Below are 17,069 nucleotides of genomic sequence, written 5' to 3'. Positions count from 1 at the left end.
GGGAGGCCGTGTACGTCACCTCGTACGGGACCTGGAACGATCATCCGTTCGAGACGAGCCACGAGAAGGACCGTCACCCTTGACATGTGACCGACGCCCAAGAGACCGCAGCAGACAGTTCACTGCGCACCACCGGGGGCACTCCTCCGGACGACGCCGGGTCTTCTGTGACGGGGGCGCCGATCCCTTTGCTGGAGCCGCGTGAGGGCATTCCGCCCGTGGTCGTGGACGAGACCGCGCTCGCCCGGGTGATCGCCGCGTTCGCCGCGGGCTCCGGTCCCGTCGCCGTCGACGCCGAGCGCGCGTCCGGCTACCGCTACGGGCAGCGCGCCTACCTCGTCCAGCTGCGCCGCGAGGGCGCGGGGAGCGCGCTGATCGACCCCGTCGCCTGTCCCGATCTTTCCGGCCTCGGCGAGGCGCTGGCCGGCGTCGAGTGGGTACTGCACGCGGCCACCCAGGATCTGCCCTGCCTGCGCGAGATAGGTATGGTTCCCAGCAGCCTGTTCGACACCGAGCTGGCCGGGCGCCTCGCCGGGTTCCCGCGGGTCGGGCTCGGCGCGATGGTCGAGAGCGTCCTCGGCTTCGTCCTCGAGAAGGGCCACTCCGCCGTCGACTGGTCGACCCGGCCGCTGCCCGAGCCGTGGCTGCGGTACGCGGCGCTCGACGTCGAACTGCTCATCGACCTGCGGGACGCGCTGGAGAAGGAGCTGGACCGGCAGGGAAAGCTGGAGTGGGCGCGGCAGGAGTTCGACGCGATCGCGTCCGCGCCGCCGGCGGAGCCGAGAAGGGATCCCTGGCGCCGGACGTCCGGGATGCACAAGGTGCGGCGGCGCCGGCAGCTGGGCGTGGTGCGGGAGCTGTGGGAGACACGGGACCGGATCGCGCAGAAGCGGGACGTGTCGCCCGGCAAGGTGCTCAGTGACGCGGCGATCGTGGAGGCCGCGCTCGCACTGCCGGCGAATGTGCACGCCCTCGCGGGGCTGAACGGCTTCGGGCACCGGATGGGGCGGCGCCAGCTGGAGCAGTGGCAGGCGGCGGTGGACCGGGCCAAGGCGCTGCCGGACGCCGGGCTGCCGCTGCCGGGGCAGCCGGTGACGGGGCCGCCGCCGCCACGGGCGTGGGCCGACAAGGATCCCGCGGCCGCGGCTCGGCTGTCCGCGGCGCGGGCCGCGGTGTCGGCGCTGGCCGAGCAGCTCGCCATGCCGCAGGAGAACCTGATCGCGCCGGACACGGTGCGCAGGCTCTGCTGGGAGCCGCCGAAGGTCGTGGACGCCGAGACGGTGGGGGCGGCTCTGGAGGGGTACGGCGCGCGGCCGTGGCAGGTGGAGCAGGTGACGCCGGTGTTGGTGACGGCGCTGTCCGCCTAGGCCGGCCCGCCCGGGCCGCTCGTTCGGGACCGTGGTGCGCTGCTTCTGCGGCCCGTCAGGGACGTCGAGATCACGCCAAGGTTCCGCAGGGCCTGCAGAGGAAGGGGGATGCAGAAGTCGTTGCAGACGGCATGCCCGCCGCGCGCGGAGGACGGGCCCGCAAGCCAGGCCGGGGAAGGTCAGAAAGCGGTCGCGGCCGCCGCTTCGGCTTCCGGCAGCTGAGCCCTGCTCTCCTGGATCATCCTCCGGTAGGCGCCTTCGTGGTCCCCGTTGCCGTCGAGGGCGAACTTCAGGAGCGCGCTGGACCAGTCGTCGAAATGCGCGAACACCCGGTCCACCATGTGGGTCGCCTCCTGCCGCCGGGCCTCGTCCAGAACGGGCAGACGTTCCTCCTCCACCTCCGGCGACTTGATGGTGTGCGAGGACTCGGCCAGATAGTGCTTGGTGCCGAAGAACTCGCATTCACCGCCGTCCCGCAAGGTGATGCCCCGGCAGCGGGTGAAGATCGTGATGGACACGGACTCGATGGCCTCGACCATGGCGAAGCGGGCATAGGTGGGCGCATCGGCGGCGAGCGCGGCCAGTTCCAGGACAAGGCGCCGGGAATGCGCGAAATCCGTACCCCACAGGACGCGGGTGGCATCCGAGAGCGGCATCCGGCTGTCGGCGCCCAGCTTCTCCAGGTCGGTGAGCATCCACTGCCAGTGGAAGTCCTCCTCGACCGTGTGCGCGTTCAGCAGGGCCTGCAGCGGGTCCGTCCGCGCGTCGTCCTCGCTCTTTCGGAAGACGTACTTGTTCAGGTCGGAGTAGCCCATGATGAACGGGACGACGCTCGGGCCCCACGCCAGACGCTTTTCCCCGGGGAGGGATTCGTCGTCCAGGAGACGCGTGAAGAGGTCGTGGTCCTCGTATTCCTTCCGGCGCTGTTCTATGTAGTCGACAACCTGCTGCATGGATGACTCCGTTCCAGGCGCACGCCTCGGGGCGAGGGTGACCTCACGGCCGTCACGCTAACGACGAGCCGATCACGCTCACCACAGGAAAAAGGGCAGACTTCGACTGCCCTCTTCGCTGGGCGAGGGGTGTGATGTTCGCCGCTCCAGCCCCCGGGACTGTGCAGCTACGTTACCCACAAGTAGCATGGGACTGAGCGCGCGCTCAGCGCATCGCAGCAGTGCCATCCCGCACCCTGGAGGAGAGCCAATCGTGCCTCGTACCGTCAGGGACGTCGTGTTTGTCGACGGCGTCCGCACCCCGTTCGGCAAGGCGGGCCCGAAGGGCATCTACCACGAGACCCGTGCCGACGACCTCGTCGTGAAGGCGATCCGGGAGCTGCTGCGCCGCAACCCCGGGCTGGACACCAAGAAGATCGACGAGGTCGCCATCGCCGCGACCACGCAGATCGGTGACCAGGGTCTGACCATCGGCCGCACCGCGGGCATTCTCGCGGGCCTGCCGACCTCCGTGCCCGGCTACTCCATCGACCGCATGTGCGCCGGCGCGCTGACCGCCGTCACCACGGTCGCCGGTTCCGTCGCCTTCGGCGCGTACGACGTCGCCATCGCCGGCGGTGTCGAGCACATGGGCCGTCACCCGATGGGCGAGGGCGTCGACCCGAACCCGCGGTTCGTCAGCGAGAAGCTGGTCGACGAGTCGGCGCTGTTCATGGGCATGACCGCCGAGAACCTGCACGACCGCTACCCGCAGATCACCAAGCTGCGCGCCGACGAGTACGCGGTGCGCTCGCAGGAGAAGGCCGCCAAGGCGTACGCCAACGGCAAGATCCAGGCCGACCTGGTGCCGATCTCGGTGCGCCGGACCAACCCCGAGGGCGGCGAGACCGGCTGGGGTCTGGTCACCGCCGACGAGCCGATGCGGCCGGGGACCACCCTGGAGAACCTGTCGGGTCTGAAGACGCCGTTCCGCGTGCACGGCCGGGTCACCGCCGGTAACGCGGCCGGTCTGAACGACGGTGCCACCGCCTCGCTCATCGCGAGCGAGGACTTCGCCCGCGAGAACAACCTGCCGGTCAAGATGCGTCTCGTCGCCTACTCCTTCGCGGGCGTCGAGCCCGAGGTCATGGGCTACGGGCCGATCCCGGCCACGGAGAAGGCGCTCGCCCAGGCCGGCCTGAGCATCTCCGACATCGGTCTGTTCGAGATCAACGAGGCCTTCGCCGTGCAGGTGCTGGCCTTCCTCGACCACTACGGCATCGCGGACGACGACGAGCGCGTCAACCAGTACGGCGGCGCGATCGCCTTCGGTCACCCGCTCGCCTCCTCGGGTGTGCGTCTGATGACGCAGCTGGCCCGTCAGTTCGAGGAGCAGCCGAACGTCCGCTACGGCCTGACCACCATGTGCGTCGGCTTCGGCATGGGCGCGACGGTCATCTGGGAGAACCCGCACTTCGAGGGGGACAAGTGAGCACCACCGCCGAGCTTCTGAAGCAGGCCTCGGACCTGTTCCCCGACGAGGTCGTGACGTCGGCGCACGTACGCCACTTCGACCTGCCGTTCGGGGCCGGCCGCTTCGCGCTGATCACCCTGGACAACGGCCTGGACCACACCAAGCCGACCACCTTCGGCCCGGCCTCGCTGGCGAACCTCAACACCGCCGTCGACCAGGTGGAGAAGGAGGCGGCCGAGGGCACGATCGTCGGTGTCGGCATCACCGGCAAGCCGTTCATCTTCGCCGTCGGCGCGGACCTGAAGGGCGTCGAGCTCCTCAAGGAGCACGAGCACGCGCTCGCCATCGGCAAGGGCGGCCACGAGGTCTTCAAGCGCCTCTCCGGTCTGGCCGTGCCGACCTTCACGTACTACAACGGCGCCGCGATGGGCGGTGGCGTCGAGGTCGGTCTGCACTGCACGTACCGGACCGTCTCCAAGGCCATCCCGGCGTTCTCGCTCCCCGAGGTGTTCCTGGGCCTGGTCCCGGGCTGGGGCGGCTGCACGCTGCTGCCGAACCTGATCGGCGCCGAGAAGGCCGTCTCGGTCATCATCGAGAACAGCCTCAACCAGAACAAGCAGCTCAAGGGCCAGCAGGTCTTCGACCTCGGCATCGCCGACGCCATCTTCGAGGGCGCCGACTTCCTGGAGCAGTCGCTGATCTGGACCGCCCAGGTCCTCAAGGGCGACATCGAGGTCGAGCGTCCGGTGATCGACCGCGGCGAGGCCTGGGACCAGGCCGTCGCCAAGGGCCGTTTCATCGCCGACGGCAAGGTGCACGGCGCCGCTCCGGCCGCCTACCGCGCCCTCGACATCATCGCCGCCGCCAAGAACGGCGACCTCCAGCAGGGTTACGACGCCGAGGACCAGGCCCTCGCCGACCTGATCATGGGCGGTGAACTGCGCGCCGGTATCTACGCCTTCAACCTGGTGCAGAAGCGCGGAAAGCGTCCGGCGGGCGCCCCGGACAAGAACCTGGCGCGTCCGGTCACCAAGGTCGGTGTCGTCGGCGCCGGTCTGATGGCCTCCCAGCTCGCGCTGCTCTTCCTGCGCCGCCTGGAGGTGCCGGTCGTGCTGACCGACATCGACCAGGAGCGCGTCGACAAGGGTGTGGGCTATGTCCACGCCGAGATCGAGAAGCTGCTCGGCAAGGGCCGTATCAACCAGGACAAGGCCAACCGCCTCAAGGCGCTTGTCTCGGGTGTGCTGGACAAGGCCGAGGGCTTCGCGGACGCGGACTTCGTCATCGAGGCCGTCTTCGAGGAGATCGGCGTCAAGCAGCAGGTGTTCGCGGAGGTCGAGGCGGTCGCCCCGGCGCACGCGATCCTCGCCACCAACACCTCCTCCCTGTCGGTGACGGAGATGGCGTCGAAGCTCAAGAACCCCGAGCGGGTCGTGGGCTTCCACTTCTTCAACCCGGTCGCGATCCTCCCGCTCCTGGAGATCGTGCGCGGCGAGCAGACCGACGACGCGTCGCTGGCCACCGCGTTCGCCGTCGCCAAGAAGCTGAAGAAGACCGCGGTTCTGGTGAAGGACGCCCCGGCGTTCGTCGTGAACCGCATCCTCACCCGCTTCATGGGAGAGATCCAGAACGTCATCGACGAGGGCACCCCGGTCGAGGTCGCGGAGAAGGCGGTGGAGCCGCTCGGCCTGCCGATGTCCCCGCTGGTCCTCCTTGAGCTGGTCGGCCCGGCCATCGGCCTGCATGTCTCGGAGACCCTCAACCGGGCCTTCCCGGACCGCTTCACGGTCTCCCCGAACCTCGCCGCCGTCGTCAAGGCGGGCAAGCGCGGCTTCTACGTGTACGACAGCGGGAAGCCGGAGCTCGACCCCGAGGTCGCCGCGCTGCTCAAGCAGGGCGATGTGGTCCTCACCGAGGAGCAGGTCCGTGACCGCGTCCTGGACGCCGTCGCCCAGGAGATCGGGCTCATGCTCGACGAGGGTGTCGTCGCCGAGGCCCAGGACATCGACCTCTGCCTGATCACGGGCGCCGGCTGGCCCTTCCACCTGGGCGGCATCACGCCGTACCTGGACCGCGAGGGTGTCTCGGACCGCGTGAACGGCAAGAAGTTCCTGGCCCCGGGCGTGGCCTCGGTCCCGGCGTAACGGCCGACAGCCGAAGGGGGCCCCCGCAGTACGCGGAGGCCCCCTTTCGCATGCCGTTGAAGAGGCATCAAGGGCGTCGACATCGGCAAGGCCCGGTCCGCACCGCCGCCAGGATCCCCGAGTCGGCGAAGAAGTCCCGCGCCACTGGCGGCAGCTGACGGTACGCCGAATCCGGCAACCGGCGATACGTCAGACCTCGCGCCACGCCTCCAGCGCCAGCCCCGGTTCGTCCTTGCGGCGGGTGACCAGGAGTTGCCCGCCGGACGGGGACAGGGTCGCCGCGGTGACCCGGTCGTCCCCGTCCGTGGCCAGGGCGACCGTCGCGTCGGCCGGGAGCTGCGGTCCTGACTCGGTCCACCAGGCGCCGGCCCGCTCGTCCTCCGTGGGGTACGCGGCGAAGGCCACCCGGCCGCTCGCCGAGCGCTGGGCGAGCAGGGTGCAGTCGTACCCGTCGAGTTCACAGCGGACCGCGGCGACCGGGCCGGGCCCGGCCGAGGGCAGCAGATGGTACGGCTTGCCGCCGGGGCGCCAGGCGCAGAGGTCGCCGGCCTCGTCGCTGTAGTAGAGGGTCGTGCTCTCGGGGGAGGTGGCGAGGGCTGTGAGGGTGCCGGGGCGGACGGGGGTCTCAAGCGCCTCCTGCAGCACGGGCGGCTTCCCCGCCTCCTCCTGGCGCCAGTACACGAGCCCGCCGGGTACGGCCGCGTACACCTCGACCCGCCCCGACTCACCGGTCACCGCCGCGAGCCCGTCCTCGACCAGCCGGCCCTTCAGATCACGCCACGGATCCCAGCCGCCCTTCTCCTTCTGGGCGACCATGCTCACGCCGCGCCCCCGGTTGCGGACGAAGACATGGGCACGGCCCTCGGCGTCCACCGCGACGGCCGGGGCGCCGGTGACCTCGCCCTTCTTGCCGGGGTGGCCGATCGGCTGCCAGTCCAGGGCGGCCAGGTGCGGACGGTAGTGGGTGGAGTGGACGAGGCCCGACTCACCCTTCACCGTGGGCCGCCAGGCGACCAGGTGGGCGTATCCGTTGACGCCCTGGCCGACCGAGAAACCGGGGTGCAGCCGCTGGTCGCCGCCCATCTTCCGGGGGGCGCCCCAGGGGCTGCCGGGGCCACGTTCCGCCCGGCACAGCACAGCATCGCCCGACGGCAGATAGACACTGAGCCGGCCGTCACGGCCGCGGAGGAGCCAGTCGCCGTTCACCGCTTCACTCTAAGCGGGGCCGTTCGGGGCAGTGGCCCGGCCCCGGGCGTGCGAGGCTGGGGGCATGGAAGACGATGCTCCCCTGCTGGTGATCGTCGACGGCGCGAACGTCGTCGGGTCACGGCCGGACGGCTGGTGGCGGGACCGCAAGGGGGCCGCCGAGCGGCTGCGCGACCGGCTGGCCGAGCGGGGCCTGCCCGGCCACCCGAACCCGGTGGAACTGGTGCTCGTCGTCGAGGGCGCGGCCCGCGGGGTGGAGTCGGTGCCCGGGGTACGGGTGGAGCCGGCGGCCGGCAGCGGCGACGACCGCATCGTCGAACTCGTCGCCGCGAACCCTGGCCGGCCCCGGCTCGTTGTCACCGCCGACCGTGAACTACGGCGCAAGGTGACGGAGTTGGGCGCAGAGGTGATGGGCCCGAGCGCCCTGCTCCGCTGAACGGGGCCCCACCAGTCCGCTCCGCGGAGCGGCCGCCCTCACCCGTTGCTCCGCCGAACCAGTGCCGTGGCAGGCAACGTTCGCCCGTCATGGGGCGGCGTCCGGTGTGTGCTCTCGGTATGCCGGCCGGAAGCCCTCGTACTGGACGTACTTGGGCTTCCGGCCGGTACGGCGAGAGTGGGTACCGGGCGTATCGACGGGGCGAACGTCTCCTGTTGCGGCCGCCCGCGCCCCACCCCTCCGCTGAACCGGCCCACCCACACCCGCAGCTCCGCAGAGCCAGGTCCGCCCACACCCATCACTCCCGGAGCCAGGTCCGCCAGCGCCCGCTCCTCCGCGGAGCCAGGCCACGCGCGCCCGTCGCCCCGCTGGCTCGGAGCCTCCCACCCTCATCGCCCGCTGTCTCGGACCCGCCCACACCCACTGGCCCGCGGAGCCGTCCCACCCACGTCCGCCGCTCCGCGGGCCCGGACCCACCCACGGGGCAGCCCCGCAGACCCGACCCAGCAACACCCATCGCCCCGGAACCGAATCCACCCACACCCACACCCACAGCCAAGTTGAGTCGGCCCCGACCGTGCCCCTCGTGCCCCCGCCCTACTCCCCCGGCACCCGGGCGTACAGCACCGCGCCGTCCACCTCGCCCACCTGTTCGTAGCCGGCCGTGAGCAGTCGGCGCAGGCTGGGGACGCGGTCGGGGCCGTACGGCTTGCCCCGGGAGTCGTCGATCACCAGGGCCGGTGCCCGGTCGGCCAGCTCCGCGCGGAAGACCGGCCAGGTGCCCTCGACGGCGTACTTCTCGCCGACCTGGGGGCCGTCCCGGCCGCCGCTGAAGTTGGTGAGGAGGCCGGCGGTGAGATAGCGGGTGGCGGGGGTGCGGTCGGCGAGCCAGTACGTCTCCGGGTGTATGCCCCAGACCAGCACCCGGTCGCCGGGTTCGGTGCGATGGGCGAGGGCGAGCGCGAGCCGCTGGGCGTGGGCGAGTTCGGGACGCGGGGCCAGGACTCCCCAGGTCAGGAACAGGACGCAGACGCAGGCCGAGGTGCGGACGGCGGCCTGGGTCCGTTCCCTCGGCAGGAGTTGCAGCGCGGCCGTGGCCAGCAGTGCGAGGGGCGGGGTGAGTTGCAGGAAGTAGTGGCCGAAGAAGTGGAAGCCGAGGGTGACGGCGACCGCCGACGCGGCCAGCCACAGCCACAGGTCGCCGGCGCCGGTGCGGGCGATACGCAGGGCGCGGGCGACCGGCGGGACCAGACCGGCGCAGGCCGTGGCGAGGATCGCGGTGTTGGTCACCGCCCGTGCCAGGACATGGAGTTCGGAGCCGGTGAAGGAGGCGTAGGCGCCGGAGCCGGTGACCGTCCAGAAGGTGAAGCCGGCCGGGTCGGTGAGCAGGGCCGCACCCAGTACGGGCAGGGCGACACCGGCCGCCAGTCTGAGCAGGCTCGTGCGCGGGCCGCCGTACCGGTTGAGCAGATAGACCACCGGCAGCAGGACCGCGCCGCCGGTCTGCTTGGTGAGCAGGGCGCAGGCGACGGCGGCTCCGGCGGCGCCCCAGCGGCGGCGGTCGGCGCACCACATCGCGGCGGCCGTGGCGGGCAGCATGAACACCTCGAAGGTGGCCGCCTGCGCGTCCTCGGGGTTGAGCCCCACGGAGACCAGCAGATACAGCGCCCCCGCGGTGCGTCCCGCGCGATCGCCCCACCGGCGCCGGGCGATCGACGCGAGCAGTACGGCGGTGGCCAGCTGCGCGAGCACGGCGAGCACCCGGACCGGGGTGAGGGACCCGGAGCCGAAGACCGCGAACACCCCCTCGTACAGCCAGGGCAGCAGCGGCGGCTTGCGGTCCACGACCGTCTCGTACAGCTGCCCGCCCCGCGCCAGCATGCGCGCCTGTACGGCGAGAAAGCCCTCGTCCGGGTTCCACAGCGGCCGGCGGAAGGACGGCGCCCGGGTGACGCAGGCCAGCACGGCGAGCAGCGGCAGCAGCCGCGCCCAGTACCCCTTCAGTACGACTACGGACGGTGACGGGGCGAGGGGTGCGACAAGCATGGGGAGCACGCTATCCGGCCCCGCAGTCCCACCCGGACGGGACATACGGGGCCGAAGTGGCGAGCCTGATGATTACCGAGCGTCGACGGAGGTCCGCTCCTGCCCGGCGAGGCGGCTGTGCGAGCGGCTGTAGAAGAAGTAGACGACCAGGCCGATGACCATCCAGATGGCGAACCGCAGCCAGGTCTCGGCCGGCAGGTTGAGCATCAGCCACAGCGACGCCAGCACGGACACGATCGGCAGGACCGGCACCCACGGGGTGCGGAAGGACCGCTCCAGGTCGGGCCGGGTCCGGCGCAGGATGACCACGCTGATCGCGACGACGATGAAGGCGAAGAGCGTGCCGATGTTCACCAGTTCGGCGAGTTCGCTGAGGCTGGTGAAGCCGGCGACGATCGCGATGATGACGCCCAGCAGGATGGTCGGCCGGTACGGGGTGCGGAACCTCGGGTGGGTGTGCGAGAAGAACCGGGGCAGCAGCCCGTCCCGGCTCATCGCGAAGAACACCCGGGACTGGCCGAGCAGCAGGATCATGCAGACGGTGGTCAGGCCGACGGCGGCGCCGAAGCTGATCAGGCCCGCGAACCAGGGGTGCCCGGTGGCTTTGAACGCGTCGGCGAGCGGGGCGTCCACGGACAGCGAGCTGTACTTCTGCATGCCGGTCACCACGATCGCCACGGCGACGTACAGCACGGTGCAGATGATCAGCGAGCCGATGATTCCGCGCGGCACGTCCCGCTGGGGGTTGCGGGTCTCCTCGGCGGCCGTGGCGACGACGTCGAAGCCGATGAAGGCGAAGAAGACGACGGACGCGGCGGTGAAGATGCCCATCACGCCGAAGTCGGAGGGCGCCCAGCCGATCATCAGCTGGATCAGCGGGGCCTTGAGGTTGCCGCCCGCCGGCACCGGCTGCTCCTTGGGGATGAACGGGTCGTAGTTGCCGCTGTGGATGAAGAAGGCACCCGCGATGATGACGACCAGGACGACGGCCACCTTGATGGCGACGACGACCGAGGTGACCCGGGCCGAGAGCTTCATGCCGACTACCAGGATCGCGGTGAGCACGAGGACCAGGGCGGCGGCGAGGATGTCGAAGCCGAAGCCGTGGGCGCCGTCGCGGCCGCTGAGGTACTGGGGCAGATGCCAGCCCGCGTTGTCGAGCAGCGAGTGGATGTACCCCGACCAGCCGACGGCGACCACCGCCGTGCCCAGCGCCAGCTCCAGCACCAGGTCCCAGCCGATGATCCAGGCCGGGAACTCACCGAGCGAGGCGTACGAGAAGGTGTACGCGGAGCCCGCCACCGGGAGGGTGGAGGCGAACTCCGCGTAGCAGAGCGCGGCGAGGCCGCAGACGACACCGGCCACGACGAAGGAGAGGGCGACGGCGGGGCCGGCGCTGTTCTTGGCGGCCGTGCCGGTCAGGACGAAGATGCCGGTGCCGATGATGACACCCACGCCGAAGACCGTGAGGTCCAGGGCCGACAGCGACTTCTTGAGCGCGTGCTCCGGTTCCTCGGTGTCCCGGATGGACTGTTCGACGTTCTTGGTCCTGAAGAGCGTACTGGCCACCTGCCTACCTCCCACGCTTGTCGTCCTCGACATGATCGAGAGGACCGGGGATGCGTATGCCCCGGCAAAGGCAGGTTCACGCAAATGGGCTGGTTCCGCCACCGGTGAAGGTGGCGGAACCAGCCCATTGGGCGGTTTTCGCCCCGCGCCATTTTGGAGCGCCCCGCAGGGACCTCTAATCCCTCGCCGGCTCCACCGAGTCCACCTCGGCCGTCGATCCGTCCAGCTTGGCCACCAGGCCCGTCACCTGGCGGGCGATGTCCGGAGCCGTCAGGCCGATCTCCGTCATGACCTCGCCCCTCGACGCGTGGTCGAGGAAGCGGGGCGGGATGCCGAAGTCGCGCAGCGGGACGTCCACGCCCGCGTCCCGGAGCGCCTGGGCGACCGTCGCGCCGACGCCGCCGACACGGATGTTGTCCTCGACCGTGACGACCACCCGGTGCCGCTCGGCCAGCGGGGCCATCGCCTCGTCCACCGGCTTCACCCAGCGCGGGTCGACGACGGTGGTGGAGATGCCCTGCTTGTCGAGGAGACCGGCGATCTCCAGGCACATGGGCGCCAGCGCCCCCACCGACACCAGCAGCACATCCGGGGTGTCGGTGCCCGGCTCACGCAGCACGTCCATGCCGCCCACCTTGCCGACGGCGGGTACGGCGGGGCCGACGGCGCCCTTGGAGAAGCGGACCACGGTCGGTGCGTCGTCGACCTCGACGGCCTCGCGGAGCTGGGCGCGGACCTGGTCGGCGTCGCGCGGGGCGGCGAGCCGCAGGCCGGGGACGACCTGGAGGATCGACATGTCCCACATGCCGTTGTGGGAGGCGCCGTCGGTGCCGGTGACGCCGGCCCGGTCCAGGACGAAGGTCACCCCGCACTTGTGCAGGGCCACGTCCATCAGCACCTGGTCGAAGGCGCGGTTGAGGAAGGTGGCGTACACGGCGAAGACCGGGTGCAGCCCGGCCGTGGCGAGGCCCGCCGCGGAGACGGCGCCATGCTGCTCGGCGATACCGACGTCGTAGATCCGCTCCGGGAAGGAGTCGGCGAACTTCTTCAGGCCGACCGGCTGGAGCATGGCCGCCGTGATGGCGACGATGTCCTCGCGCTCCTTGCCGAGCCTGACCATCTCGTCGCCGAAGACGGAGGTCCAGTCGGCGCCGGAGGCCTTGACCGGCAGGCCGGTGTCGGGGTGGATGGGGCCGATGCCGTGGAATCGGTCGGCCTCGTCCTGGAGGGCGGGCTGGTAGCCGCGGCCCTTCTCGGTGAGGCAGTGCACGATCACCGGGCCGCCGAACCGCTTGGCCCGGGCGAGGGCCGACTCCAGGGCCTCCATGTCGTGGCCGTCGATCGGGCCGACGTACTTCAGGCCCAGGTCCTCGAACATGCCCTGTGGGGCGATGAAGTCCTTCAGGCCCTTCTTGGCGCCGTGCAGGGTGCCGTAGAGCGGCCTTCCGACGACGGGCGTGCGCTCCAGCAGGTCCTTCCCGCGGGCGAGGAACCGCTCGTAGCCGTCCGTCGTGCGCAGGGTCGCCAGGTGGTTGGCGAGGCCGCCGATGGTCGGGGCGTAGGACCGCTCGTTGTCATTGACGACGATGACCAGCGGCCGGTCCTTGGCGTCGGCGATGTTGTTGAGCGCCTCCCAGGCCATTCCGCCGGTGAGGGCACCGTCACCGATCACGGCGACGACATGGCTGTCGCGTTTGAGCAGCTGGTTGCCCTTGGCGATGCCGTCGGCCCAGCCGAGGACCGTGGAGGCGTGGCTGTTCTCGATGACGTCGTGCTCGGACTCGGCCTGCGAGGGGTAGCCGGACAGGCCGCCCTTCTGCTTCAGCCGGGAGAAGTCCTGCCGGCCGGTGAGCAGCTTGTGCACATAGGACTGGTGGCCGGTGTCCCACAGCACCTTGTCCTTCGGCGAATCGAAGACGCGGTGCAGGGCGATGGTGAGCTCGACCACGCCCAGGTTGGGACCAAGGTGTCCGCCGGTCTTGGACACCGCTTCCACGAGGAAGCTACGGATCTCCTCTGCCAGCTGGAGCAGCTCCTCGGGGCTGAGCCCGTCCAGATCGCGCGGTCCCCTGATACGGGTCAGCAGCGGCACCCGTGCCTCCTTGCAGTAGAGCTGATCGAGCTGTTGCCGGGCTCGTCGAGTCTAATGTTCCGCCCGGGCGGCCGGACTCCGGCCCATGGGTCATAGGTCACGCGAACGGCCGTACCCATCGAGAGCCCTTCCTATGACACGACTGTGCCCGGTGCCTGAAAGGCACCGGGCACATGTCTCACTTCATCGGCGTCAGCCGCGACCCGCGGCCTTCTGGCTCCGGCGGGACACGGAGTCGATGACCACCGCGCCGAGCAGAACGCCACCCGTGATCATGTACTGGATCGACGTGTTCATGTTCAGCAGGTCGAGACCGGTCTGGATCGACTGGATGACCAGCATGCCCAGCAGCGCCGACCACACCGAACCCCGGCCACCGAACAGCGAGGTACCACCGATGACGGCCGCCGCGATGGCGAGCATGAGGGTGTTGCCGCCGCCCGCGTTCAGCGTCGCACTCGCCGTCTGACCGGCGAAGAACATACCGCCGATCGCCGCGAAGCCACCGGAGATCGCGAACACGGTGATCCGGACCATCGGCACGCTGATACCCGCACGGCGCGCCGCCTCGATGCCGCCACCGACCGCGAAGACCTTGCGGCCGTACGTCGTACGACGCAGCACGAAGTCGACGACGACCAGCGACGCGAGGAAGATCACCAGCGCGTTGGAGACACCGGACGCGTTGTTCAGCACCGCCGCCGCCACGAAGGACGCGATCGCCAGCAGGGCGACGCGCATCAGGATCTCGCTGGTGGGCCGGAACGGCACACCCGCCGCACGGCGCCGCCGCTGCTCGTTGAACTGGCCCAGGGCCGAGAGCACCACACCGAGACCGGCCAGCAGGTAGGCGCCGATGATGGCCTGGTCCATGAAGAAGGAGCTCTGGCCGAGGAGGTGCACCGGGCCGCTGTCGGACGGGATGTTGATCGTGCCGCTGTCGCCCAGCAGCCACAGCATCAGACCGTTCCAGCCGAGGAAGCCGGCCAGGGTGACCACGAACGCCGGTACGCCGATCTTCGCGAAGAACCAGCCGTGCAGCGCGCCGATGCCGATGCCCGTGATGATCGTGAGGACCAGGGCCAGCCAGCCGTTCATCCCGTGGTTGACCACGAAGACGGCGAACACGGTGGAGGCGAGGCCGCTCACCGAACCGACGGACAGGTCGATCTCGCCGAGCAGCAGTACGAACACCAGGCCGATGGCGAGCATGCCGGTGGCCGAGAGGAAGTAGCTGATGTTGGAGAGGTTGTCCGCGCTGAGGAAGAGGCTGTTCTTCGCCTGGAAGATGGTCCAGATGATGATCAGGCCGATGACCACCGGCAGCGAGCCCAGCTCGCCGCCCCGGACCCGGCGCTTGAACTCCGTGAGGTAGCCCTTGAAGCCCTCTTCACGGACCAGCAGCCGCGGGTCGACGACCGCGACCGGCGCGGCCGTGGGGTCGTCGGCGGGGGCCACCGTCGTGGTGGCCGCGGCGGCCTCGGCTACCGCGGTCTTCTCGGTCTTGGGCGACTCGTCGCCCTCTACGGTCTTGTTCGACGTCTCACTCACTTTGCCGCCTCCGGGGTGCGACGCTCCGCACGACGGGTCACGGCGTTGTCCGTGGCACCCGTGATCGCGGCGATGATCTCTTCATGGCTGGTGCTCTTCACGGGGAAGAAGCCGTTGTTCCTGCCCAGGCGCAGCACGGCGACGGTGTCCGCGACCGCCTTCACGTCGGCCATGTTGTGGCTGATCAGGATGACGGCGAGGTTGCGCTCGCGCAGCCGCTCGACCAGGTCGAGGACCTGTGCGGTCTGCTCGACACCGAGGGCCGCGGTGGGCTCGTCGAGAATGACGACCTTCGGGTCGCCGATCAGGGCGCGGGCGATGGCCACGACCTGGCGCTGGCCACCGGAGAGGCTGGCGATCGGGATGCGCACGCTCGGGATGCGGATGGAGAGCGTGCTCAGCAGCTCGCGGGCCTGCTTCTCCATCGTCACCTCGTCGATGACGCCGCGGTGCAGCAGCTCACGGCCGAGGAAGAGGTTGCCGACCACGTCGAGGTTGTCGCAGAGGGCGAGGTCCTGGTAGACCGTCGCGACGCCGAGACCCTGGGCGTCGTGCGGCTTGTTGATGCTGACCGGATTGCCGTCCCACTCGATGACGCCCTCATCGATGGGGTGCACACCCGCGATCGTCTTGACCAGGGTCGACTTTCCTGCGCCGTTGTCGCCCACCAGGGCGACCACTTCTCCGGCGTGGACCTCCAGATCGACATCGGTGAGTGCCTGGACCGCACCGAATCGCTTGGAGACTCCGCGCAACGCCAGCACGGGCGTAGCGGACACGTGAACCATCTCCTTCGCCGCCTGACCGGCGGGGATGCCGCGCCTGGTGGCCAGGCGCGGAGGGCCGTGCGGTACCTCAGGTTGGTCGGTGTACGCACGTGGTTTACAAGATGAACATGCGCGAATCCGCTGCGCTTGGCAACGGGTCCGTCCGACGCCCGCTCCGGCAGCGGGGTATGAAGGCCGGAGCGGGCGTCGGAGGGGTTTCGCGAGACCGCCGGACGGACGGGGCGCCCTGTGGAGGGGCCGGGTGCGCCGGGCGGCGGGGGCCCGGGTGTCGTACTGCGATCACCCGGGCGCTGACGGGCCGGAGCCGGACGGCTCCGGGACGCCGGGCCGGACTACTGGAGGCCGGCGGCCTTGCAGGCCTTGGCGAACTCGCCGGTGCAGATGTCGGAGACGGTGTACAGACCGTCCTTGATCACCGTGTCCTTGATGTTGGCCTTGGTGACCGACACCGGGGTCAGCAGCTGCGAGGGCACCTTGTTGCCGGAGCCGCTGGTCTGCGTGCTGGTGGCGAGCGAGGAGATGCTCTTGTTGTTCAGCAGGTCCACCGCGATGGTGGCGGCGGCCTCGGCCTCCGGCTTGAACGCCTTGTAGACGGTGGAGGACTGGGTGCCGGCGACGATGCGCTGGATACCGGCGAGCTCCGCGTCCTGACCGGTCAGCGGGATGCCGCTGATGCCGGCGCCCTTGAGGGTGGTGGCGATACCACCGGCCATGCCGTCGTTGGCGGAGTAGACGCCCGCGATGTTCTTGGCACCGAGCTGCGTGATGGCCGCCTTGACCTTCTGCGCGGCGACGGTGTCCTTCCACAGGCCGGACTGCTCGTAGGCGATGTCGACCTTGCCGTCCAGGGCCTTGTGCGCGCCCTGCTTGAACTGGGCGGCGTTCGGGTCGGCGTCGTCACCGTTGATCATGACGACCTTGGACTTGGTGGTCGCCTTGGAGCCGAGGGCGTCGAGCAGGGCCTGGCCCTGCAGCTCGCCGACCTTGACGTTGTCGAAGGAGACGAAGGCCGAGACCGGGCCCTGGGCGAGGCGGTCGTACGCGACGACCTTGATGCCCTTGTCCACGGCGGCCTGCACGGAGGACTTGATGGCGGCAGCGTCCTGGGACGAGATCACGATGACCTTGACGCCCTTGGTGATCATGCTGCTGACCTGCTGGGCCTGCTTGGCCGAGTCACCGGCGGCGTTCGCGTACTCGACCTTGCAGTCGGCACACAGCGAGCTGACCTTCGCCTCGAAGTACGGCTTGTCGAACTTCTCGTAGCGCGCGGTCACGCTGTCGGGGAGCAGCAGGCCGATGGTCTTGCTACCACCGGAGGAGCTGCTGCTGGACGAGTCGCTCTTCTTGTCATCGCCGGCCTTGCCACAGGCGGCGACGGACAGCGCCATGGAAACAGCGGCGGTGCCGATCACGACTCTACGCATCGTTGCGTTCATTGGGGGTGCCTCCCTGACAGGGCCG

General features: G+C 70.2%; 12 protein-coding genes. 4 read left to right on the top strand and 8 right to left on the bottom strand.

The annotated features are described in order from the left end of the window. Positions 1-86: 86 nt before the first annotated feature. The gene (locus ABTY98_RS36830) at positions 87-1,367 is read left to right on the top strand and encodes an HRDC domain-containing protein (RefSeq protein ID WP_352225479.1); all 1,281 of its coding nucleotides are present in this window, start codon (positions 87-89) and stop codon (positions 1,365-1,367) included. Between the two features lie 179 nt (positions 1,368-1,546). On the opposite strand, the gene ABTY98_RS36825 is transcribed toward ABTY98_RS36830, so the two are convergent. Beyond that, positions 1,547-2,320: a hypothetical protein gene (locus ABTY98_RS36825; protein WP_352225478.1), complete on the bottom strand. Its 774-nt coding sequence runs from the start codon at positions 2,318-2,320 to the stop codon at positions 1,547-1,549. Positions 2,321-2,573: 253 nt separating this feature from the next. On the opposite strand from ABTY98_RS36825, the gene ABTY98_RS36820 reads away from it, so the two are divergent. Then, positions 2,574-3,791 carry a thiolase family protein gene (locus ABTY98_RS36820; protein ID WP_352225477.1) on the top strand — a complete coding sequence of 406 codons (1,218 nt, stop codon included), beginning with the start codon at positions 2,574-2,576 and terminating at the stop codon, positions 3,789-3,791. Further along, positions 3,788-5,917 carry a 3-hydroxyacyl-CoA dehydrogenase NAD-binding domain-containing protein gene (locus ABTY98_RS36815; protein WP_352225476.1) on the top strand — a complete coding sequence of 710 codons (2,130 nt, stop codon included), beginning with the start codon at positions 3,788-3,790 and terminating at the stop codon, positions 5,915-5,917. The genes ABTY98_RS36820 and ABTY98_RS36815 overlap by 4 nt, the downstream gene beginning before the upstream one ends. 189 nt (positions 5,918-6,106) lie before the next feature. Here the strand turns inward: ABTY98_RS36815 and ABTY98_RS36810 are convergent, their stop codons facing one another. Next, a complete protein-coding gene (locus tag ABTY98_RS36810; RefSeq protein WP_352225475.1) occupies positions 6,107-7,123 on the bottom strand; it encodes a DUF8189 domain-containing protein in 1,017 nt (338 codons plus the stop codon). 64 nt (positions 7,124-7,187) lie between these two features. On the opposite strand from ABTY98_RS36810, the gene ABTY98_RS36805 reads away from it, so the two are divergent. Then, positions 7,188-7,559 (top strand): PIN domain-containing protein, encoded by a 372-nt coding sequence (locus tag ABTY98_RS36805; protein WP_352225474.1) that lies wholly within the window; start codon positions 7,188-7,190, stop codon positions 7,557-7,559. A gap of 597 nt (positions 7,560-8,156) precedes the next feature. On the opposite strand, the gene ABTY98_RS36800 is transcribed toward ABTY98_RS36805, so the two are convergent. From ABTY98_RS36800 to ABTY98_RS36775, 6 genes are all read right to left on the bottom strand, one after another. Continuing rightward, a complete protein-coding gene (locus ABTY98_RS36800) occupies positions 8,157-9,605 on the bottom strand; it encodes an ArnT family glycosyltransferase (RefSeq protein WP_352225473.1) in 1,449 nt (482 codons plus the stop codon). A gap of 72 nt (positions 9,606-9,677) precedes the next feature. Continuing rightward, positions 9,678-11,174, bottom strand: a complete 1,497-nt coding sequence (locus tag ABTY98_RS36795) for an amino acid permease (RefSeq protein WP_352225472.1) — start codon at positions 11,172-11,174, stop codon at positions 9,678-9,680. A 175-nt stretch (positions 11,175-11,349) separates the two neighbouring features. Continuing rightward, positions 11,350-13,266 carry a 1-deoxy-D-xylulose-5-phosphate synthase gene (gene dxs / locus ABTY98_RS36790; RefSeq protein WP_352225471.1) on the bottom strand — a complete coding sequence of 639 codons (1,917 nt, stop codon included), beginning with the start codon at positions 13,264-13,266 and terminating at the stop codon, positions 11,350-11,352. 192 nt (positions 13,267-13,458) lie between these two features. Continuing rightward, positions 13,459-14,817: a sugar ABC transporter permease gene (locus ABTY98_RS36785; RefSeq protein WP_502994446.1), complete on the bottom strand. Its 1,359-nt coding sequence runs from the start codon at positions 14,815-14,817 to the stop codon at positions 13,459-13,461. After that, positions 14,814-15,605, bottom strand: a complete 792-nt coding sequence (locus ABTY98_RS36780) for an ATP-binding cassette domain-containing protein (protein ID WP_352225470.1) — start codon at positions 15,603-15,605, stop codon at positions 14,814-14,816. Before ABTY98_RS36780 ends, ABTY98_RS36785 begins: the two co-directional genes overlap by 4 nt. A 332-nt stretch (positions 15,606-15,937) precedes the next feature. Further along, positions 15,938-17,044, bottom strand: a complete 1,107-nt coding sequence (locus ABTY98_RS36775) for a sugar ABC transporter substrate-binding protein (protein ID WP_352225469.1) — start codon at positions 17,042-17,044, stop codon at positions 15,938-15,940. Between the last annotated feature and the right edge of the window lie 25 nt (positions 17,045-17,069).

It is taken from the genome of Streptomyces sp. NPDC096040 (genome assembly GCF_040303265.1).
In the GTDB taxonomy this organism is placed as follows: Bacteria; Actinomycetota; Actinomycetes; order Streptomycetales; family Streptomycetaceae; genus Streptomyces.
The sequence above is the reverse complement of the archived record's forward strand: the minus strand, read 5'-3'. Positions and strand labels throughout refer to the sequence as shown.